This is a genomic window from Polynucleobacter meluiroseus (assembly GCF_900205755.1).
GTDB lineage: Bacteria > Pseudomonadota > Gammaproteobacteria > Burkholderiales > Burkholderiaceae > Polynucleobacter > Polynucleobacter meluiroseus.
This window is the reverse complement of the sequence record NZ_OANS01000002.1, coordinates 317,882-338,242: the sequence shown is the minus strand read 5'-3', so window position 1 is coordinate 338,242 and position 20,361 is coordinate 317,882. Positions and strand designations below refer to the sequence as shown.

At 45.4% G+C, this 20,361-nt stretch carries 25 protein-coding genes, 2 tRNA genes and 1 pseudogene; 19 read left to right on the top strand and 9 right to left on the bottom strand.

What is annotated here, in order from left to right; all coding sequences use genetic code 11:
- Nucleotides 1-76: 76 nt before the first annotated feature.
- The 3 genes from CP950_RS04900 to CP950_RS09930 all read left to right on the top strand — a co-directional run bounded on the left by CP950_RS04900 (nucleotide 77) and on the right by CP950_RS09930 (nucleotide 1,495).
- Nucleotides 77-171, top strand: a tRNA-Ser gene (locus tag CP950_RS04900).
- 551 nt (nucleotides 172-722) lie between these two features.
- Complete coding sequence (locus tag CP950_RS09935) at nucleotides 723-866, top strand: hypothetical protein (RefSeq protein ID WP_165766410.1); 144 nt, start codon at nucleotides 723-725, stop codon at nucleotides 864-866.
- Between the two features lie 473 nt (nucleotides 867-1,339).
- Nucleotides 1,340-1,495 carry a hypothetical protein gene (locus CP950_RS09930; RefSeq protein ID WP_165766409.1) on the top strand — a complete coding sequence of 52 codons (156 nt, stop codon included), beginning with the start codon at nucleotides 1,340-1,342 and terminating at the stop codon, nucleotides 1,493-1,495.
- A gap of 115 nt (nucleotides 1,496-1,610) precedes the next feature.
- On the opposite strand, the gene CP950_RS04895 is transcribed toward CP950_RS09930, so the two are convergent.
- A complete protein-coding gene (locus CP950_RS04895) occupies nucleotides 1,611-1,910 on the bottom strand; it encodes a hypothetical protein (protein ID WP_096672912.1) in 300 nt (99 codons plus the stop codon).
- Between the two features lie 179 nt (nucleotides 1,911-2,089).
- On the opposite strand from CP950_RS04895, the pseudogene CP950_RS04890 reads away from it, so the two are divergent.
- A pseudogene (locus CP950_RS04890) lies at nucleotides 2,090-2,284 on the top strand (hypothetical protein); the annotation flags it as partial.
- 95 nt (nucleotides 2,285-2,379) lie between these two features.
- Nucleotides 2,380-2,709 (top strand): SMR family transporter, encoded by a 330-nt coding sequence (locus tag CP950_RS04885; protein ID WP_096672908.1) that lies wholly within the window; start codon nucleotides 2,380-2,382, stop codon nucleotides 2,707-2,709.
- 294 nt (nucleotides 2,710-3,003) lie between these two features.
- Here CP950_RS04885 and CP950_RS04880 read toward each other — a convergent pair whose 3' ends face one another.
- Nucleotides 3,004-3,207: a cold-shock protein gene (locus CP950_RS04880; RefSeq protein ID WP_096672906.1), complete on the bottom strand. Its 204-nt coding sequence runs from the start codon at nucleotides 3,205-3,207 to the stop codon at nucleotides 3,004-3,006.
- A gap of 495 nt (nucleotides 3,208-3,702) precedes the next feature.
- On the opposite strand from CP950_RS04880, the gene CP950_RS04875 reads away from it, so the two are divergent.
- The 3 genes from CP950_RS04875 to CP950_RS04865 all read left to right on the top strand — a co-directional run bounded on the left by CP950_RS04875 (nucleotide 3,703) and on the right by CP950_RS04865 (nucleotide 6,874).
- Complete coding sequence (locus CP950_RS04875; protein WP_096672904.1) at nucleotides 3,703-4,212, top strand: hypothetical protein; 510 nt, start codon at nucleotides 3,703-3,705, stop codon at nucleotides 4,210-4,212.
- Nucleotides 4,213-4,308: 96 nt separating this feature from the next.
- Nucleotides 4,309-4,692 carry a hypothetical protein gene (locus CP950_RS04870; RefSeq protein ID WP_096672902.1) on the top strand — a complete coding sequence of 128 codons (384 nt, stop codon included), beginning with the start codon at nucleotides 4,309-4,311 and terminating at the stop codon, nucleotides 4,690-4,692.
- An 85-nt stretch (nucleotides 4,693-4,777) separates the two neighbouring features.
- Entirely contained in the window at nucleotides 4,778-6,874 is a 2,097-nt protein-coding gene (locus tag CP950_RS04865; RefSeq protein WP_243391917.1) for a TonB-dependent receptor, read from the top strand.
- A 187-nt stretch (nucleotides 6,875-7,061) separates the two neighbouring features.
- Here the strand turns inward: CP950_RS04865 and CP950_RS04860 are convergent, their stop codons facing one another.
- Nucleotides 7,062-7,547: an acyl-CoA thioesterase gene (locus tag CP950_RS04860; RefSeq protein WP_096672900.1), complete on the bottom strand. Its 486-nt coding sequence runs from the start codon at nucleotides 7,545-7,547 to the stop codon at nucleotides 7,062-7,064.
- Nucleotides 7,548-7,719: 172 nt separating this feature from the next.
- Between CP950_RS04860 and CP950_RS04855 the strand changes: the two genes are divergently transcribed.
- The 10 genes from CP950_RS04855 to CP950_RS04810 all read left to right on the top strand — a co-directional run bounded on the left by CP950_RS04855 (nucleotide 7,720) and on the right by CP950_RS04810 (nucleotide 14,230).
- Entirely contained in the window at nucleotides 7,720-7,899 is a 180-nt protein-coding gene (locus tag CP950_RS04855) for a helix-turn-helix domain-containing protein (protein ID WP_096672898.1), read from the top strand.
- Nucleotide 7,900: 1 nt separating this feature from the next.
- Nucleotides 7,901-8,197, top strand: a complete 297-nt coding sequence (locus tag CP950_RS04850; protein WP_096672896.1) for a hypothetical protein — start codon at nucleotides 7,901-7,903, stop codon at nucleotides 8,195-8,197.
- Nucleotides 8,198-8,288: 91 nt separating this feature from the next.
- Complete coding sequence (locus CP950_RS04845) at nucleotides 8,289-8,705, top strand: Smr/MutS family protein (RefSeq protein ID WP_243391916.1); 417 nt, start codon at nucleotides 8,289-8,291, stop codon at nucleotides 8,703-8,705.
- Nucleotides 8,706-8,741: 36 nt separating this feature from the next.
- Nucleotides 8,742-9,080, top strand: coding sequence for an ElaB/YgaM/YqjD family protein (locus tag CP950_RS04840; RefSeq protein ID WP_096672892.1), 339 nt, complete (start codon nucleotides 8,742-8,744; stop codon nucleotides 9,078-9,080).
- 7 nt (nucleotides 9,081-9,087) lie between these two features.
- Complete coding sequence (locus CP950_RS04835) at nucleotides 9,088-9,459, top strand: phage holin family protein (RefSeq protein ID WP_096672890.1); 372 nt, start codon at nucleotides 9,088-9,090, stop codon at nucleotides 9,457-9,459.
- Nucleotides 9,456-9,737 (top strand): YqjK family protein, encoded by a 282-nt coding sequence (locus CP950_RS04830; RefSeq protein WP_096672888.1) that lies wholly within the window; start codon nucleotides 9,456-9,458, stop codon nucleotides 9,735-9,737. Before CP950_RS04835 ends, CP950_RS04830 begins: the two co-directional genes overlap by 4 nt.
- A 95-nt stretch (nucleotides 9,738-9,832) precedes the next feature.
- Nucleotides 9,833-10,417, top strand: a complete 585-nt coding sequence (locus CP950_RS04825; RefSeq protein WP_096672886.1) for a hypothetical protein — start codon at nucleotides 9,833-9,835, stop codon at nucleotides 10,415-10,417.
- A 44-nt stretch (nucleotides 10,418-10,461) separates the two neighbouring features.
- A complete protein-coding gene (locus CP950_RS04820) occupies nucleotides 10,462-11,370 on the top strand; it encodes a cation diffusion facilitator family transporter (protein ID WP_096672884.1) in 909 nt (302 codons plus the stop codon).
- Between the two features lie 12 nt (nucleotides 11,371-11,382).
- Nucleotides 11,383-11,934: a hypothetical protein gene (locus CP950_RS04815; RefSeq protein WP_096672882.1), complete on the top strand. Its 552-nt coding sequence runs from the start codon at nucleotides 11,383-11,385 to the stop codon at nucleotides 11,932-11,934.
- A gap of 298 nt (nucleotides 11,935-12,232) precedes the next feature.
- Entirely contained in the window at nucleotides 12,233-14,230 is a 1,998-nt protein-coding gene (locus CP950_RS04810; protein WP_096672880.1) for an alkyl/aryl-sulfatase, read from the top strand.
- Nucleotides 14,231-14,298: 68 nt separating this feature from the next.
- Here CP950_RS04810 and CP950_RS04805 read toward each other — a convergent pair.
- Nucleotides 14,299-14,374 (bottom strand) — tRNA-Asn (locus CP950_RS04805).
- 21 nt (nucleotides 14,375-14,395) lie between these two features.
- Here CP950_RS04805 and thiD point away from each other — a divergent pair.
- Nucleotides 14,396-15,280: a bifunctional hydroxymethylpyrimidine kinase/phosphomethylpyrimidine kinase gene (gene thiD / locus CP950_RS04800; RefSeq protein WP_096672878.1), complete on the top strand. Its 885-nt coding sequence runs from the start codon at nucleotides 14,396-14,398 to the stop codon at nucleotides 15,278-15,280.
- Nucleotides 15,281-15,288: 8 nt separating this feature from the next.
- On the opposite strand, the gene CP950_RS04795 is transcribed toward thiD, so the two are convergent.
- Genes CP950_RS04795 through thiC form a run of 5 tightly spaced genes read right to left on the bottom strand, consistent with a single transcriptional unit; the run spans nucleotide 15,289 to nucleotide 20,331 of the window.
- Nucleotides 15,289-16,215 carry a thiamine phosphate synthase gene (locus CP950_RS04795; protein ID WP_096672876.1) on the bottom strand — a complete coding sequence of 309 codons (927 nt, stop codon included), beginning with the start codon at nucleotides 16,213-16,215 and terminating at the stop codon, nucleotides 15,289-15,291.
- 2 nt (nucleotides 16,216-16,217) lie between these two features.
- Nucleotides 16,218-17,036 carry a thiazole synthase gene (locus CP950_RS04790; RefSeq protein WP_096672874.1) on the bottom strand — a complete coding sequence of 273 codons (819 nt, stop codon included), beginning with the start codon at nucleotides 17,034-17,036 and terminating at the stop codon, nucleotides 16,218-16,220.
- A gap of 21 nt (nucleotides 17,037-17,057) precedes the next feature.
- A complete protein-coding gene (gene thiS / locus CP950_RS04785; protein ID WP_096672872.1) occupies nucleotides 17,058-17,255 on the bottom strand; it encodes a sulfur carrier protein ThiS in 198 nt (65 codons plus the stop codon).
- Nucleotides 17,246-18,409 (bottom strand): FAD-dependent oxidoreductase, encoded by a 1,164-nt coding sequence (locus CP950_RS04780; protein WP_096672870.1) that lies wholly within the window; start codon nucleotides 18,407-18,409, stop codon nucleotides 17,246-17,248. Before CP950_RS04780 ends, thiS begins: the two co-directional genes overlap by 10 nt.
- Before the next feature lie 2 nt (nucleotides 18,410-18,411).
- Nucleotides 18,412-20,331 carry a phosphomethylpyrimidine synthase ThiC gene (gene thiC / locus CP950_RS04775; RefSeq protein ID WP_096672868.1) on the bottom strand — a complete coding sequence of 640 codons (1,920 nt, stop codon included), beginning with the start codon at nucleotides 20,329-20,331 and terminating at the stop codon, nucleotides 18,412-18,414.
- Between the last annotated feature and the right edge of the window lie 30 nt (nucleotides 20,332-20,361).

Sequence of the window (20,361 nt, the reverse complement as noted above, 5' to 3'; positions counted from 1 at the left end):
AGCGCTTTACTAGCAAGATCACCCCATTGGGTAACGTAATCCGTTAAACTGTGAGGCGTTGCAAATGTATCAATACGGAGACGTGGCCGAGCTGGTCGAAGGCACTCCCCTGCTAAGGGAGCATCGGGGCTAAAACTCTGATCGGAGGTTCGAATCCTCTCGTCTCCGCCACCTAGCTATATAGATAAAGCCCTTCGGGGATTTTTTTGTTTCTACATACCATAAAACATACCAATAGATTCTGGTCTATTGGTTCTTTCCTAGCTGAAATTGCTTTAAGGTCTGGGTTTTCACCTTGCTAGCGAATTCAACATCCCCAAGACCACGCTTATCTTTACTCATAGACCTATATTAAACAACAGGGGTACCCCTTGTTGATTTCCAAGAATCCAGACCCCACCGTACCCGTACCCCCTAAATAGGCCCCTTTGCTATAGGTACACCTATGCATAGTATTTTGGACATCCGATGAGTGATTTTTAGGAAACACCCCCTTATGTTTTTAAATCCAAAACCAAAAAATATTTTCGCAAAAATTTAACCATTACTCGAAGGCTCAGACAAAGAAAGCAGGGCTTCTAACCGCACCAAATATAGGAATCTATAGGCATATCTAGAGGCAGTTATTTATTCCCCAATCTAGTGCAATTCCTACTCCAAACCTTCAAATACCTATGCTAAGATTTAGTAGTGGATAGTCCACAACCTATAGGAGATTAAACATGTCAGTACAAATGATTGAATTAGAAGAAGTTCAAATGGTGGAAGCGAGTGATGATGTTTTGGAGGCGAGCTGTGGCTCAAAGGGAGCATCGATTTTGTTTGGAACATTCGCTGTTACAGATCCACAGTATTGTAGCCGTTAACATTAAGAGATATCAGGCCGTCTCTTCTTGAGCGCTACATCACTAGCCACTCTACGGAGTGGTTTTTTATTGCCCAATCTAGTGCAATTCCTACTCCAAACCTTCAAATACCTATGCTAAGATTTAGTAGTGGATAGTCCACAACCTATAGGAGATTAAACATGTCAGTACAAATGATTGAATTAGAAGAAGTGCAAATGGTGGAAGCGAGTGATGAGTCTTTGGAGGTTGCTGGGGGGGGGTATATTTACGGGGTCAAATCAAGGCACAAATGTGTACACAACCTGTTCTCCCTAAATAACCTGTGTTAATTCTCAGCTTGCCCAAATTTGAATTACTAGATGCTGGGTTTTACTAGCCACTCTACGGAGTGGTTTTTTATTGCCTAAATTGGTGCAATTCCTACTCCAAATCTTCAAATACCTATGCTAGGATTTAGTAGTGGATAGTCCACAACCTATAGGAGAAAAAACATGCCAGTACAAATGATTGAATTAGAAGAAGTAAAAATGCTTCAAACAAGTGATGAGGTATTGGAAGCTCTAGTTACTGTGAGGGTATTCACTGGGGTGGGAGGCGGGAGTGCTGAGTGCACTTCAAGCACTACAGGTGGATGTGGGATGGTTTAACTGTTATCGAGTCATTCCTTAGGGTTTGGTTTGGTATCGCCAACCACTCTGCGGAGTGGTTTTTTATTTCGTTAAATGTCTGCTTTGGGTCGTTAGCGGTCATTGCTAAGTACGCTTACCAACCTTTCATTATTGGCGCCTGTGGAGTCTGACGAGGTGCGTTAATTGTGGTGTTTGGTACAGGTGGGGTTGGTGTGGCTGTGTTGGTGCCTCTGTATGCGCCAGCAGGGCTGTAGTAGTTAGTCTGCCCGTTATCAACCTGTGAAGAGCCTGTATTCTGACCTTGAGCGTTGTAAGCGTTCGTTACGCCACTGGGGCTAGTCTGCTGGTAACCTCTATATTGGCCGTTTGCGTCATAAATAGCCTGCGCCATTACATTGGTGCTGATAAAAAGTAGAATTAAGATGTATCTCATAGATAAATCATACCCCCATGCCAATGACTTGCAATAACAAAAATTCAATCTCTATTAAGGGTGTCAGCTAAATGGATACCTTTTTGACAATCTTTGTCTGGGCTTGAAGCTGTTTTCTTTGTTCTTCTGACATTTTTGGCTTTTTAGTTGAGTACGAATCTAAGGGGATACTACAGAGGCACTGCATTCTTTTGTTGGGCCTTAACTTGATATACGCTCTGCGCGCCAAGACCGAAGAGCGTCATATGTCGAATGATCCTGATTACGTAGCCTATGCGAATTGGATTGATGAACATGGCATCTTTCGCTGGATTCGACGCGTTCCCATCTTGCAGTTATTCTCGTATCAACGGAATGTGATTTCCAAACTTTAGATAGTTCATCTAAAAATCTTTTATATATACTTTCATACTTCATGTTGGTGGTGCTGGCTGCGTTCCTACCAACTATCAAAAATAGGAGTTTCTAGATGGTTTGGTTATATCTTGGCATCGCCATTGCCGCTGAGGTAATGGCCACGACTGCTTTAAAGTTTGTCGAGGGCTATACGCGCTTGGTACCCACTGCCATGGTAGTCATAGGTTATGGCATTGCTTTTTATTGCCTATCCAAGGTTCTTAATTTCATTCCTGTCTCGATTACCTATGCCATTTGGTCCGGCGCAGGAATAGTGCTTGTCAGCATTGTCGGTTGGGTTTGGCTCGGTCAGAAATTAGATCTGTGGGCTTTAATTGGAATGGGTTTGATTATTGCCGGAGTGCTAGTGATTAATCTATTGTCTAACACTGTTGCGCACTAGTAAATTCTTAGTGAAGTTGTGCATATAGCTTAGATTTTTAAAAAACCAAGTAGCGCCTAAATTATTGCTAGGCTACTCCTGTTGAGAGCAAAAAGCGGGCGTGCTTAGAGTCTGATCTAGCTTTAGGACTTTGAATATGAAGACTGGAACGCTTAGAGCGATAAATACTCAAGGGTAGGAGACGAGTTTAAGAACTCTACTGAAATTACTGAACTACTGGAAGATTTAAAGCAGTCTTGCTTGAATGAAAGTCCAAGGAACTAGTCTTGGGCTTTCATCATCATCTAAGGAAGATTAACCGGCTTGAATATTTGTAGCCTGTTTTCCCTTAGGACCTTGGGTAATGTCAAACGTTACCTTTTGGTTTTCTTGGAGGGTTTTGAAACCACCCATGTTGATTGCGCTGAAATGCGCGAACAACTCTTCTTCGCTATCGTCTGGTTTAATAAAACCGAAACCTTTTGCGTCATTGAACCACTTTACAATTCCTGTTGCCATGCTAACTCCATTACATAAACTTAAAATAATTGTGATGGAGGGCAAATACTTTTTAATCGAACTCATCCTACAACACACCAAAAGGCTTTAAATAAAACCTTGTACCCAATTGTTTGCTTATTTTCGTAGTGTGTCAAGGAGTTACACAAAAGAATTGGTTTTTATTGCTGTTTTAGCGAAAACTACTAGCAAATTGCGGTTTTAAGGAGTCGATTTTCGACTTTAAGCCTGAAATGTCCAAAATGGCCGATTTGGATGCCATTCATTTAAAACTCCCTTTTTTAAATGGAGCGGCATAAAAAGTGCTTGAGGATGTCCACGGGCGACATTAGCCAAGGGTCCAGTGTTAATTGCTTCGTTGTTCTTCACGGTGGGAAATAGCGTATTCCCCGGACTCAAGTAGTGAGGTAACTTAAGCTATTAAGTTAGTGCATCTTGGTTTGCGTCCTCTTAAAATGGACCTCCTAGAAGCCCCACCATGAATCATCAACCTATATGTCTAAATTTCTTCATAGCTTGAAAAATGCGCTGCTTGACTGGGCAGTGTCATCTGCTTATTTTGCTGTTTGGTTTTGTGCACTCACTTTTTACAATCAAGAGGTCTCGCACTTAGCTGAGAAGGGCTTTCTCTCTTATGGATTTGCAATACTGCAAGCGGTAGTGTTGTCCAAGTTCCTGGTGACCGCGCAAATGTTGCAGCCTTTTACTGAGCCTGATAAAAGCGCCACTTCAATTTATTGGTTGGTGATTCGTCGTACGACTTTTTCCACCGTCATTGTATTATTGATTCGCTATACAGAAGCTGGTGCTCAAGGATTTCTGAAAGGTCACGGTTTCATTGATTCAATGCTGAGTTTTTGTCAGGGTGAACCCCTTAAAGTATTGGCGTTGACCTTTTTGTATTGGCTCATCGTGATGCCTTACATTGCCTACGGCGTTCTCCAGCATCTTGCCGGAGAAAAGGATGTACAGAGCTATTTGCGGGATCCAAGAAATGACTCTTAGAGATTAGGCTTAATGCCTTCAATGGCCAATCTAGGATTGCCAGTGGCGCAAAACACTCAATAACTGTTTTTATGACTCGTTTGCTAAAATAGATCGGTGCATTCTAAATTTCAGAACCCTCTTGTAAGTAAAGTCCATGCGGTGATTTTGGCCGTGGTGCTGTGCTTTGCAGTATTGGGTATGCAATCTATTGGACTTTTTCATGGAATGCTGCATGCCAATCAAACGCAAGACGCGCAGTCTTATGCCGTTTTTGATGAAATAGAGCAGGCATTTAGTGCAGATCCCCAAAAATCAAACCCGGTTTGTAAATTATTGGATTCCCTCCTGTTGGGAGCATCAGCAATTTCAGGGCAGGGTGATCTCAATCTGCCAAGCTTTAGTCACCCAACGCCCCTTGTTGTTATTCTGGCCAGCTTTATTCTTCTCAAAGTTTGGCTTTATCAATCTCAAGCTCCACCCCAATCACTCCCTCGGTAGTCATCACTTGCATCTATTGTCTTATTAGACAGGGTGCTTTTTGGTATCGCCTCTAGCGTAATGAGAGGTAGTTGAAGGACTTGGTATGAAGCGCTTTAGATTTAAGCAGTTAGTGGTATTGATGGGTTTGAGTTTGGGTCTGGGTATGCATGTGGAATTTGCTCTTTCGCAAAGTCAGTCCAGTGCGGGTTTGGAAGTCACGGTAACCGGCACGCAAGAGGGCGGTCAAAGCATTATGACCCCAAGTAAGGTTCTTTCTGGAAGTGAGCTGCAAGACAAACTAGGCACTAGCCTAGGCGCTACTCTGGGAAATGAATTGGGAGTCTCATCCTCAGGCTTTGGCCCAGGCGCCTCAAGGCCAGTCATCCGCGGGCTTGAAGGTGCAAGGGTACAAATTCTAGAAAACGGTCTTTCGGTTAATGATATTTCGGGCATTTCAGCCGATCATGCAGTAGCAAGCCCGCTGCAGAATTCGCGCCAAATTGAAATTCTGCGTGGCGCCTCAGCCTTGATGTATGGCTCAGGTTCCAGTGGCGGCCTCATTAATATAGTCAATGATCGTATAGCTTCCACTTTGCCTGGAGAAACTACCGGGGTTATGGATACGAATTACGAGTACGCCAATCAGGGCAAAACTGCGGCGCTGGTAGTGGATAGCTCAACAGGGCCGATTGCTTTGCATGCAGATACTGCAATCAGCAATTCAAATAACTATCGTATCCCGGGCTTTGCGGAGCAGGGCGGACCCAATGCCAATTGGGCAATCACCCCAGGATATCCCGTGAACGTACCTTATTCAGGAAAGTTGCCGTTCTCATTCAACAACCAAAATAATCTTGGTTTAGGCGCCTCTTACATTGGGGATTCAGGGTACACAGGTATTTCAGTTGAGAGGCTGAATCACAACTATGGCATTCCTAGTGCTAATGGTGGCTTTATTCAGCAGTCCCAAAATCGCTACGACCTGCAGCATGAAACACGTGAACCCTTTGCAGGATTCTCTGCTTTTAATTTCAGCATTTCAAACAGCAACTACATTCATAATGAATTCACTTCGGAAGGTACGCCAGCCACTATTTGGAAAAACAATGCTACGGAAATGAGGGCCGTGTTGTCACATTTGCAATGGCTTGGCTGGAAGGGTAACTTCGGCCTTCAATCCTCCACCGCGCAATTAACAGCAACGGATGTGCCCACAGGGCAGTCAGCAATAGTTCCTCAGACCACCACCAATTCAAATGCCTTGTTTTGGGTAGAAGAAGGTCAATTTGGCGCACTCAAAAACAGCGTGGGCGTGCGCTACAACCCCCTTTCTCAAGCCCCTAATCAATCTAGTGTCTATGCGAGCTCTGGAGGGGGAACTACTTTTAGCAATGGCGTTACTTACAACGCGCCAAGCTTACTTAATCGTCAGTTTAATTTGTTCTCTTATTCTGCAGGAAGCTTGTGGACTTTTATGCCTGGCTATGGAACAGGGCTGTCTTACACGGTATCTCAAAGAGCGCCTAACGCACCAGAGCTCTATGCCTACGGTCCACATGATGCCACAGGTACTTTCATTATTGGCAACCCCAATTTACAAAAAGAGATTTCACATAATTTGGAATATACGATTCAAAAGACATCGGGAGATATTCAGGGCAAGATGAATGTGTATGCCAATAAATTTACTAACTATATTTATGGTTATTACACAGGGGTATTGGATACAAGTAATCTCTACCCAGTGGCTACAACTCAGCAAGCGAATGCAAGCATTAAAGGTGTGGAGGGTGAACTCACGCATCATTGGCGTCAGCCTGGAATTGGAGGCCGGTTATTTGGTGATGTCTCGCGAGGAAGTTTTGATAGCGGCGGCAATTTGCCACTACAGCCGGCTCCTAGGGTCGGAGCTGAAGTCGCTTATGAAAAAAATCAATGGCGCACCAATGCCACTTTTATACATGCTTATTCTCAAAATCGTTTGGCTAGTTTTGAGATTGGACCCACACCCAGCTACAACTTACTTAATGCCGGTATTTCTTATTCAAAAAAAGTAGGTAAAGTAAATTGGACAACGTACTTGCGCCTGACTAATTTATTAAATCAAGAAATTCGTTATGCGACCACTCCTGAGACTATTCGGTTATATGCACCGCAAATGGGTAGGAGTGCCATGATCGGCTTGAAAGGGGCTTTTTAAGCGAAAGTGAGTAGCGTACTCGTACTTGTTTTACTTAGAGCCTCAATTCGATCTATTGTGATCGTCCTAAGTATGTTTTTATTAATGCATCATTGGGATTTCAAACGACAACAGTAATACCTATCCTGCTAGCCATTTTAGTTTTGCGATATTTTTGGCAAAGCGCTGTATTAACTGAAGCCTTGATTTAGTCCTGACTTGTCCTAATTGCGTTAAATTTTTGCTCTAATTCTTTGCGCATCTCTCTTCTGAGGATGGCGCCACGATGTCGCCTAATTTCATCACTGCTTTTTGGCTCAAATATTGGTACGGCGATTGGTTTACGTTCCTCGTTCATGGCTACCATGGTTAAAAAGCAGCTATTAACGTGCCTAATCGTCTTAGTGAGGATATTTTCAGCTATGACTTTGATGCCCACCTCAATGGATGAGGTTCCAGTAAAGTTCACAGAAGCTAAGAAGGTGAGCAGCTCACCAACATGAATGGGTTGCTTGAAAGTCACTTGATCTACGCTTAGGGTGACAACATGTCGGCCCGCATATCGGCTAGCACAAGCATAGGCTACTTGATCCAGTAGTTTGAGCACTTCACCGCCATGCACATTACCAAAAAAGTTGGTCTTATCTGGCGTCATGAGAATCGTCATAGTGAGTTGATTTGCGGGTAGGTTCATTTCTGTAGGGCTCTTTTAGATTAAATATTCCCGTTAAGTGTAAACCTCTTGCGTATTCCATCTTTACAACCCTGACCCCTTAATGAATTTCACGTGAGGTACAAATACAACATTATTTTATAAAGTTCACAACTTCACAACTTGTGTAGTATAGTTCAGGTATGGGGAAGATATGAGAAAAGTAATACCAAAAACACAGCAGGCATTGGACTGGATGGGGAAGGGCATGACTGCCGCTCAAGCTGCTCGAAAAATGGAAATTTCTGAAACTAGCGTTTATGCGGCGCTGAGAAAATTGCGTGCAAAAGATTTAGGTTGCTGTCCTACTTGTGGTCACAAATTAAGGAAATAAGATGAAAAAATTAATACTCTTGATCGTTTCAATCTCTGTTGCTGCAATTGCATATGCAAATACCAGTGGAGATTCCCGTGAATTAATAAGCCAGCAATGCCAGATTTCCGCTGAGGCGGTAGTCACTATGAAAAGTTTGCAATATGGCAATACATCGATTCGCAAGGATGTGAGCTCCTTAATTCAACAGAGCTTAAAGTCACCAGAAAACAGAGAAGCTGCCCAAGTCATTTTGACCCGCATGATTGATGATCGTCTTACTAGTGCACAGAGCTTATCGAATAAGTATTGCTCTTGATGAGATATGAGGTTTATTCGCTCGATCTTCGGCAACATGCTAAAAGATGACTATTTCTTTTGAGTGTTCGCATTGCGGAAATCCTAGAGGGATGCAAGATTCTTGTGAGCATTGCGGTAACGCAGATCTTCCATCTGTCCTGAGCGATATTTTGGTTCTCAATTTAAAGCATGCCAACCCAACAGTAGAGGAGGCGCTAGAGCGCCTAACTATAGCTCTACGTCGCGTGAGTGAACTCGGCATTAAGGCAGTCATCTTGATTCATGGATATGGCTCAAGAGGGACTGGAGGGCACATTAAAAGGGCGGTTCACAATGCCCTGGAAAATAATTTCTTCGCTGATAGAGTAGATGCGTTTTATTTTGGGGAGGAAGTGGCTTATTCCACGCAGGCTTATCATGCCCTCATCAAAAGAAGACCCAATTTAAAAGATCATCTAAAGTACTTTAAAGAGGGAAATGCTGGAATGACCATTTTATTAATGGGATCTTTGCGTAGAGGTGCTTAGAATAGAGTAACAATCTCTAACCCACGGGAGTAAAGCATGACTAGCAAGAAGACTGCAAAAATGAATATCGATGAATTAAACATGACTTCAGGTCGTCTAGTGAAAGACTTCAGGGCTTTAATGTCTGACGCCGAAGATCTTTTAAAGGCAACCGCTTCTCATGACGAGGGCCCGATCAGTGCGATTCGCTCTAAGGTTCTTGAAACCCTTTCTAGTGCAAAAGAAAATTTTGTTAACGCTGAGCATGCTTTAGCCGAGAAGGGTTCAGAGTTGACTGAGAATGCCAATGAGTTCGTACACCGTAAGCCATGGGAGGCAGTTGGCGTAGCGGCCGGTGTAGGCTTGTTGATTGGTCTTTTAATTAGCCGCCGCTAGGCTATTCATGTCCCAGGAAAATATACTTTCTTCCATTCAGAATCTAGTGGCAACGGGTATTGCCCTAGTTCAGAACCGGCTGGAATTAATTTCTATTGATGTGCAGATTGCCAGGTCTAGAACTATTAGCCTATTTGTTTTGGTTGCCTGTGCCTTATTCTTCCTTTTTTTTGGACTCGTCATGCTGGCATTGTTAATTGTGATTTATAGCTGGGAGAGCAATCGCCTCTTGGCTTTAAGTATGCTTGCCGGCGGATTTCTGATGATTGGTGCGTTGATGGCAACGGTTGTCTTGCGCTCGCTTAAAACGATGCCTAAATTATTTGAGGCAACTATTGCAGAATTCGCCAAGGATCGACAGGAGCTTAGCGGAAAATGAGTGCGAGCTTGAGTCAATTGCAGCTGCGACAAAAAGAGCTGCAAGAAGTTGCAGTCCTAGAGCGCTTGGAACTGGCTATTCATTTTCAACCCCTTAAGAAGCCTTTGTCTTGGGCGGACAAGGGGTTAGATGCGATTCATTTTGTACAAGATACCCCGTTTTTGTGGACCAGCATATTCGCTATTTTGGCTCATTTCAAGCCAAAACTAGCAAGCAAAGTTTTGGCTTTTGGGTTCGGCGCACTAAAGCTGGCCCGCGGCGTCAAAAATCTGATTTAACGCCAGTGATAAGCATGTTGTAGCACTCTTTTATTGAGTGCATGCCTCTTGACCACGATAATCACCGCTGGTCACAATAAATAACGAAAGACACTATGAGCAAGCCAGCATCTAAATCCCTTTTAAAGCGCGCCAGTGACACGCTCAACCAGCCCTTTGCCGTACCTAAAGATATCGCTTGGGCATGGATAACTTTGCTGCAATCCCAACAAGATGCCAAGCCCGACAGTGATGAGGGTCGTCATCAACGGATGCAAGAATTAGAAAGCTGGATTATGGATTTACAGCTCCCGAGCGATCCCAAGGGGGTCAACACTCAGGCGGTAAGCCCTGAAGCAGTAAAAAATGCCGCCAGAATGGTGTTTGAGTGGCCTCACGAATATATCTTTGAAGCGCCTGCTAAATCAAAGCATTTCACCGAGAAAGTGATTCACAAAGACGCGATTACTCAGCCCATCTTAGATGCTCTCAAGGATGCTAATGAGTCAGATGATAGGGCCTTGCTCATGTCTATTTTGGAAGGCTATGCCAAGGAAGGTAGAGAGCCTTTTGGCAAAATTACTGAGGAGGGCATTGAATGGAAGGGGTCTAACTGGTCAGAGGGAGATAAATACCATCTGCTTACCCTGAAAAGTCTGAATAATCGCCTGAGTAACTTGCGCAAAAAACAGTTGATTTGAGCATTAGTCACGATTTTTACTTGCATTGCCTTTAGAATAATTCCATGGAACCGATTGAATCCCTGCTGATTGAAAACCCTGAGCTTGATTCTGTTGCGAAGCAGAAAGCAGGCCGCAACAGCACCCTAGTGAGTGTGCTCGTTAATTTAGGCTTGACCTTGTCTCAAGTAACTGCCGGTGTATTGGCGGGCTCTCAGGGCTTAATTGCAGATGGTATTCATTCACTCACGGATTTAGTAGCCGACTTTGTTGTGCTATTTGCCAACCACCACAGTAGTAAAGATGCCGACGAAGATCATCACTATGGTCACCAGCGATATGAAACTGCCGCCTCTTTATTTTTAGGGGTTTCTTTATTGGTGGTCGGTCTAGGCATGCTTTGGGCGGCGGGTAATAAAATTATTAATCCCGTTGCTGCTGGTCAAATACAGATTTTGGCACTCTACGTCGCCTTAGGCGCATTGGCAGCTAAAGAGCTGTTATTTAGATATATGCTGGCGGTTGCTGAGAGAGTCCGCTCTAGTATGCTGGTAGCGAATGCTTGGCATGCGCGCTCCGATGCGGCTTCTTCTCTAGTGGTTTCTGTTGGTATCGTTGGCGCGTTATTGGGTTACCCCATCTTAGATTCGGTGGGCGCTTTAGTTGTCGGCCTCATGATTACCAAAACAGGCTGGTCATTTAGCTGGGATGCCCTAAATGACTTAATGGACCGCGCAGTTTCTTCTGAAGAGCACCAAAAAATTATTGATACGATTATGACAACCGAGGGGGTTAAAGGTTGTCATGATTTGCGTACGCGCAAAATGGGCGACATGATTTTGGCTGATGTCCACATTGAAGTGGATAAAAATGCCACTGTTCAGGTCGGCCATGATATTGCTTTCGCTGCCGCTAAAAAAGTCACTGACACTTTGCCAGTCCTTAATGTGATGACGCATGTAGATCCTGTATAAGCATTCATCTTCATGAATCTAGTAAATCAAGAAAAAAAGACCTACTTTATTGATGTAAATATTGAGTCACTAGATTCTTTATTTAGCGATCTTGATCCGACCCCTTTTCGACAGCGTGATCTTGATCCAAGGGCGGTGCATCATATTTTGCAGTGGGCCGGTGATGCGCCTCCTAAGTCACCCTTAGGACTCTTACTTCACATTACTGGAAAAGAGCCGGGTGAGGCCACCGAGTCCGATGTACAGCAGGCCGTAAACAAATTTTTTGAATATGAAGCCTTATTAATTGAGCGGCAAAATAATCGCCATCGCAATCGCATGTTTAAATGGCTCGGTGTAGGTATTGGGATGATGATCATTTTATTGACTATCAAATACTTCAGCTTACAAATCTGGCCCGATAGTTACTTTAGCTTGGTGATCTGCGAGGCCTTCGTCATTATTGGCTGGGTCTCTTTATGGGTACCAATAGAACGCCTTGGTTACGATGGGCTCATTGTGTCTGAGCAGCTTAATCTCTATCGACGACTTGCCGTCATGAGTGTGCAATTTGCTCGCAAATAAAGAAAAAGAATTCAAAGTCGCATGACCTGAAAGTTTTTAATTTATTGATAAGCCTTTTCCAAGTCAAAAACGTGGGGAAGTAGATAAATAGTGTAAATACACTACATTAGCTTTTAAAAACTATATCTAGATTTTAGTAAATATAGCAAAATTGGTCACATTTAGTTTAAGCTAGGAGCATTTTCTAAAGGATAGTGATGAAAAAAATACCCTTCTCATTTTTTTACTATCAGGCTTACTATTTGCTAATTTTGTTTTTGCGGCCGGAGGTGGTGGGATAGTTTCTGATGCTGGCGCAATGAAGGGTAAGCATTTTGATCCGGCGGGTAAGTCGCCCTCAACTTTTACTGTTGAGCTGCAAAATGGTCTGCGTAAAACGCTGCCCTTTGACGATAAGCGTGACTTTGAGGAAGCTCAAAGGGGTTTTGTAGCGGCTCCTGCTTATAAGCAAATCATGGCTGATGCGGGTAACGTAGCTTGGGATATGGGAAGCTATGATTTTTTACTGCAAGGTAAAGATTTTGATAGCGTTAATCCATCCCTGCAGAGGCAGGCTATTTTAAACATGGCATATGGCCTATATGAGGTGGTGCCTGGGAAAATCTACCAAGTACGCGGATTTGATCTAGCCAATATTAGCTTTATTAAGACCGATACCGGCTGGATTGTGTTTGATCCACTTACTTCTAAGGAAACTGCAAGAGCAGCCCTAGAGCTTGTGAACGAAAAGTTAGGTAAGCGCCCAGTGGTTGCTGTGGTGTATTCCCATTCTCATGCTGATCACTTCGGCGGGGTAAGAGGTGTCGTGAGCGAAGAGGATGTGAGGAGCGGCAAGGTATTGGTAATTGCACCCGTCGGCTTCATGGAGCATGCTGTAGCAGAAAATGTTTATGCTGGTAATGCGATGACGCGTCGGATGTTTTTTCAATATGGAATTCTGTTGCCCCGCAGTCCCTTTGGGCACGTTGATCAATCCATTGGTAAAAATACCGCCTCAGGTAATTTAGGCTTAATTGAGCCTAATCGCTATATCGATCAACCTTTTGAAACGATGACGGTTGATGGGGTGATTATGGAGTTCCAAAACACTCCCGGAACAGAAGCGCCTGCTGAGATGAATACTTACTTCCCCCAGTTTCAGGCCTTCTGGGCAGCAGAAAACATTACCGGTACCATTCACAATATTTATACCTTGCGCGGTGCGTTAGTGCGCGATTCTTTAGCTTGGTCTAAGAATATAAATAATGCACTCTATCGCTATGGAAACACTGCTCAGGTAATGTTTGCTTCGCATAGTTGGCCTCGCTGGGGTAATGAGCGCATCCAAGAGGTGATGCGCACTCAGCGTGATAGCTACGCCCATTTACATAATGAAGTACTGCACCTAGCTAACCAAGGCGTTACCATCAATGAAATTCAAAACGTGTACAAGCAACCTCAAAGTTTGAAGACCCAATGGGCGGCACATAGCTATCACGGCTCCGAAGAGCACAATAGCCGTGCGGTCATCAATCGCTATCTAGGCTATTGGGATGCAAATCCCGCTACTTTAATTCCTTTATCCCCAAGAGATTCAGCCCCGCTTTATGTGGAGATGATGGGAGGCTCGAAAAAGATTATGACAAAGAGCAAGCAGCTGTACTCACAAGGCAAATATCGTGAAGCTACGGAATTATTAAATAAACTGGTCTATGCGCAACCCGATAATGTACCCGCTAAGAATTTATTGGCTGATACATATGAGCAAATTGGCTATCAAAAAGAAAGCCCAAGTGTGCGCAACAGCTTCCTCGCTGCCGCTTATGAATTACGTCATGGCATGCCTGCTGGCGTGCCACCAAAATCTAATGGCCCAGATATGATCAAAGCCATGAGTACGGATCTGTGGCTTAACTCCCTCGCCATTAGTATGGACAGTAAAAAAGCAGACGGCATGAAGTTTGTGATGAACTTGGTTACACCAGATAATGGCCAAAAATTTGTCGTAGAGTTGAGCAACTCTGCGTTGACAAATATTAAGGGGCAGCAAGCAAAAAACCCCGATTTAACTATCACAATTAATCGCAGTGATTTGGAATTGGTTATGGGAGGCAAAACGACCTTCGATCAATTATTAACCGAGGGCAAGGTAAAGTTTGCGGGGGACCGCAAACCCTTTGATCAACTGAAAAGTACCCTCACCATTTTTAAACCTGATTTTGAGTTAATACCAGGCACAAAGGCTAAAACCCCAAATATCCCTGAAACCAGAGATCCCTTTGAGGTTCGGGAGATTGCAGTTACAGGGGGTGAATAACTGTGAATAACGATTATCAAGCCCTAATGAAAAAACCCTGTAGCGGCTAAGCATACAGGGTTTTAATTTGGCTCCTCGACCTGGGCTCGAACCAGGGACCTACGGATTAACAGTCCGGCGCTCTACCAACTGAGCTATCGAGGAATAAGCCGATATTATAGCAAGATGAAATCCTCTCTTCCCACTTCTGTGCAGATCCCTAAAGTATTGACCATTGCCGGCTCGGATAGCGGGGGTGGAGCAGGGCTTCAAGCGGACCTCAAAGTGATGACTGCTTTGGGTGCTTACGGCATGACTGTGGTGACTGCTATTACTGCCCAAAACACCCTAGGAGTCACGCGGATACAGGATGTAGCTCTCGATATAGTAGAGGCGCAGATCGACGCCATCTTCGATGATATTGGGGCGGACATCGTCAAGATTGGGATGTTGGCCAGCCCAGAAATTGTCCGAACCGTTGCCACCAGTCTACTTAGGCATGGGGTCGAGAAGATTGTGCTTGATCCAGTTTTACGGGCAACCTCGGGTGCGAGCTTGGGGGGTGACGACACCGCCGCAGCCATGATTGCTGAATTATTTCCCTTAGCTAGCTTAATTACGCCAAATTTAGATGAGGCTAGTCTTTTGTTGGGAAGGGACATTTCCAGTGCGGGAGATTTTAAACAGGCAGCCCAAGATTTACTAGATATGGGCCCGCAAGCAGTGCTTATCAAAGGAGGCCATCTTGACTCAACGCATACCCAAATTACAGACTTGTTGATGTGGCGTTCGGTTGAAGATGACTTGGAAGTCATTCAGGTGAAAGAATTTAGGCATGACCGAATTAAGACCGAGAACACCCACGGTACGGGTTGTACTTTAGCCTCTGCAATTGCCACCTATCTAGCCGATGGTCATGATCTGATGCATGCCGTAGGTAAAGCAATTTCTTTCGTGGAGGCCGGTTTAGTGGCGGGGCAATTCTTGAGCATTGGCGAGGGTCCTGGGCCACTATGGCCTATGCACGATTTTTATCCTACGTCACTGCCTGTAGAAAATCAGTCATCGTAATAAACGACTTAGTCTCGCATTAATTCCTGCAAGCGTTTGACCGTGGCATTAGGATCTGCAGAGCTAGTAATGGCTCTGACTACAGCGACTGATCCCACGCCACTTTGTTTTACTGCATGGATGCTGCTTTCATCGATACCGCCGATAGCAACTAGCGGATAGTGGCTCAGCAACTTGGCGTATTGATATAAGCGCCCCAATCCCTGCGGTGCCGTAACCATCTTTTTCAGCATCGTGGGAAATACCGCCCCCATTGCAATATAGCTTGGGCAAAAGCGATCAGCGTAGACCATCTCGGCATAGCCATGGGTACTTAAGCCCAAGCGTAAGCCAGCAGCTCGTATCGTTGTCAAATCTGCACTTGCCATATCTTCTTGACCAAGATGAACCCCGTATGCTCCAGCCTCAACGGCCTCTTGCCAAAAATCATTAATGAAGAGCAAAGTTTTACTGCCTTTAACGGCAGCAACGGACTGCATCACTTGTTGGCGAATAGCTGCTTTGTCATCTGATTTAAAGCGCAACTGCACAGTAGGCACTTCCGCATCAACCATGCGTTTAACCCAATCGGCATCCGGCATGACAGCATATAAGCCAAGATGCTTAGGACACTCAGGAAACGCATTGGAGTTCATATTGCGTGTCCAGGGCAACAGATCAAAATGCTCAGGTCGGTGAGGCCATTTGGTGGGATTGAATTCGCCATCATGATGGACCATACGCGTCCAAGCCTTACCAAGCACTTTCGCATCCGCTTCTATAAAGCCCATTTGGATTGCCGCTAGCGTTCCAGCTAATTCATATTGGTCTGAAGTATGTTCGTTATCAATACGAGGTGGAGGGTTGCTGATACTAAAAGTCGGAATAGCTAAGCTCATATCGCTAGAGCGATGCGCCGTCACAATGTGATCGGCAAGTTCTCTTATCAAACCCATAATTAGCTCTGATGCCAGAATGGGGTACCCACCAAAGGGGTACTTGCTTGAGCTGATTGCTGAGCAGGCATTGCCCCAGAAATAAAGGCATGACGTCCTGCTTCTACCGCCATACTAAAAGCCTTTGCCATCACTACTGGATCGTCAGCTAAGGCGACGGCAGTATTCAGAAGAACACCATCAAAGCCCCATTCCATTACGGTACAGGCATGCGAAGGCAAGCCTAGGCCAGCGTCTACGAGTAAGGGCACCTTTAAGCGATCGCGTAATAATTTCATTGCATAGGGATTAAGTGGGCCTTGGCCAGTACCGATCGGAGCTGCCCAAGGCATGACTGCCTCACAGCCGACATCCACTAGTCGCTGACACAAGATTAAATCTTCTGTGCAATAAGGCAAAACCTTAAAACCGTCTTTAATTAAGATTTCTGCGGTAGAAACCAGCTTCAGGGTGTCTGGTTGAAGAGTGTAGTCGTCACCGATCAGCTCTAATTTAATCCAAGCAGTCTCAAATACTTCGCGAGCCATTTGCGCAGTCGTTATCACTTCTTGAGGGCTATGGCAGCCAGCGGTATTCGGCAAAACAGGCACTGCCATTTTCTTCAAAAGATCCCAAAAATCAGAATGGGCCTCTGCGACAGCGCTGCCTTGGCGCCGAAGGCTCACGGTAATCATGCCAGGTGTTGATGCTTGCACCGCATTTTCTAGAACTTGGGGCGAAGGATAGCGTGAGGTACCAAGTAACAAGCGGCTGGCAAAAGTCTCGCCGTATAGCACTAGCGGATCTGGATTTGCGGTTTGATTTAAAAGAGATGCAGTCATATTATTTACTTCTATGATTTACTAGCCACCCGTTACGGGTGCAATGACTTCAACGGCGTCATTCTCGTTGAGCGTGCATTCCGCATACTGGGTTTTAGGAACGAAAGTGAGGTTGACGGCTACGGCAAAAGGCGGCCTAGCCTGAATATAGTCAAGGACTTGGCTCACCTTAGTGCCCTGAGGAAAGTCACGTGCAACTTGATTCACGGTTATGCGCATACTGCAATTCCTGCATCGAATACACTCTGCTGCACATTCAGACTTAAGCTAAGAGCTGTATCACTATGCCCGCACTCCAAGATCTCTAATGCACTGTCTAAAATTGCGGGGGAGATCATAAAGCCGTGGCGATACAGTCCATTAATCAACATCAGACTGGTGCAATTGTTTTTAGTCTTCACCCGAATTTCTGGCAAATTATCTTTCAGAGTAGGCCGACACTGGGTAGCCATCTCTAAAATACGTGCTTCCGCAAAGCCACTGTGCACTGTGTAGACCGCACTAAGTAATTCCATAGCTGAGCGCACACTCATGCCAGACAAATCCTCAGATTCAATTTCAGTTGCGCCAACCACATAGACATCATGTTCCTTTGGGGCAATATAAATTGGGTAACGTGGATGTATCAGGCGAGTAGGGCGGCGTAATTTCACCTCAGGTGCGTATAAGCGAATCACTTCACCCCGCACGCCGCGTAAGGGTTTGTCTGCGACTAAATCCGATGCCAAATTTTTCTGCCAAGCTGTTTTTGCCCCTAAGCCACGACAATCGATCACCCAGTCAAAAGTATTTTCTGCCTGAAGTTGCTCCGGGTCGACTGCATGATGCCAATGGCAGTTCACGCGTAAGAGTTCTAATTCTTTACCTAGAGCATCCAGTAATTGACGGTTATCCAGCTGACCCTCATTGGGTAGATAAAGTCCCTGAGAAAAACGTTCAGCAACTTGGGGCTCAAGTACTTGCAAGGCGGCCTGATCAAGTCGCTGTGGAGCTTTGAGATGCTCATGTTGCGCGCTATTCTTTTCTAGATGGGCAGTGAAGCGTTCGGCATCACTAGCATCTTGACGGTGCCATAAGATCAAGGTGCCGTCTTGCTGAAAATAGACTGGGTTTGATAGTCCCTCAATGATTTGCTGCCAACGCGGCAGGCTGTGTACACCCATGCGCACGACATTATCTTCCGTGATCGCAGATTCGGCGAGGGGGGCTAGCATTGCGGCAGCGACTCTCGCGGCTGCTTCTGAGGCATTTGGACCACTGCGCTCAAATAACTGAACTTGGGCACCGCGCTGAGCAAGTGATGCCGCTAGCAGCCGACCCATAAGGCCTGCTCCAATAATGGCGTACTTACTTTGCGCGATACTGTGCTGCATATTTACTGATAAATCTCGCTACCACGTGCACGGAACTCAAGCGATTTTTCTTCCATGCCAAGTGAAGCCTCTACAGCAATCGGAATCACCTTAGGGTTGCCGTTGGCATCCAAGGTTGCTGCGTAATCCCGTACTTCTTGAGTAATTTTCATGGAGCAGAACTTAGGACCGCACATGGAGCAGAAATGCGCAATCTTCGCGCCTTCAGCTGGCAAGGTTGCGTCATGGTACTCACGCGCGCGCTCAGGATCTAAGCCCAAATTGAACTGGTCTTCCCAGCGGAATTCAAAGCGGGCTTTGGATAAGGCGTTATCTCTTAACTGCGCACCGGGCAAGCCTTTGGCTAAGTCCGCACCGTGGGCTGCAATTTTGTACGTGATGATGCCGGTACGTACATCCTCTTTATCTGGCAAGCCAAGGTGCTCTTTGGGTGTGACATAACAAAGCATGGCAGTACCGTACCAACCAATTTGCGCCGCACCGATACCGCTGGTGATGTGGTCGTAGCCAGGAGCAATATCGGTAATCAACGGCCCGAGCGTGTAGAAGGGGGCTTCTAAACAATGCTTGAGCTCTTCAGTCATATTCTCTTCAATGCGCTGCATAGGCACGTGCCCTGGCCCTTCGATCATGACCTGCACGTCGTGCTTCCAGGCTTTGGCAGTAAGCTCACCTAAGGTATGGAGCTCTCCAAATTGCGCAGCATCATTGGAGTCAGCAATACAACCAGGACGCAAGCCATCACCTAAGCTAAACGAAACGTCATAAGCTTTCATGATCTCGCAGATTTCATCGAACTTGGTGTACAGGAAATTTTCTTTATGGTGGGCCAAGCACCACTTCGCCATGATTGAGCCGCCTCTAGAGACGATGCCGGTAATGCGATCGGCTGTCAAAGGTACATAACGCAGCAATACTCCCGCATGAATAGTGAAGTAATCCACCCCTTGCTCCGCTTGCTCAATCAAGGTATCGCGGAACATTTCCCAAGTAAGATCTTCGGCAACTCCACCAGTTTTATCTAATGCCTGGTAAATAGGAACGGTACCAATCGGTACTGGTGAGTTACGGATAATCCATTCACGTGTTTCATGAATATGTTTACCAGTAGAGAGATCCATAATGGTATCTGCACCCCAACGAATCGACCACACCATCTTTTCGACTTCTTCATTAATGGATGAAGTCACGGCGGAGTTGCCAAGATTGCCATTAATCTTGACGCGGAAGTTGCGGCCAATAATCATTGGCTCTAATTCAGGGTGATTAATGTTGGCAGGAATGATTGCGCGACCAGCAGCAATTTCCGAGCGCACAAATTCACCAGTGACGATCTCAGGAAGATTGGCGCCGTAGCTTTTGCCTGGATGTTGTTTGAGTAGTTGTTTGTATTGCGGATCTTGACGTAGCTTTTCTAAACCCATGGATTCACGCAGGGCGACGTATTCCATCTCTGGAGTGACGATACCTTGGCGTGCGTAAAACATTTGACTGACATTGCTACCCGCCTTAGCAACGCGAGGCGCGCCGATATGGGCAAAACGCAGATGTTGGGTTTCTTGATCTTGGGAGCGGGCTACGCCATATTCGGAACTTGGGCCTGCCAATTGTTCGGTATCTTGGCGCTCTTCGATCCATTGTTTACGCAGGAGCGGCAAACCCTTTTCGAGATTGATAACAATATCGGGATCACTGTATGGGCCTGAGGTGTCATAGACTGGGACTGGGGGATTAGCCACCATCGCTTCACCTACGCGTGTAGAGAGTTGCTCAATCATCCGAATCGGCGCCTTAATATCTGGGCGGGATCCTTCTAAGTAAGTTTTAGTTGAGGCGGGATAGGCAAACTTTTGGCCGAAGTCGCGCTCTAAGCTCTTAAGGCTAGGAATTTTTGGTTTGGATTTAGTAGTTTTATCGCTCATGCCCATCTCCTGACTGTTATAGATGGACGA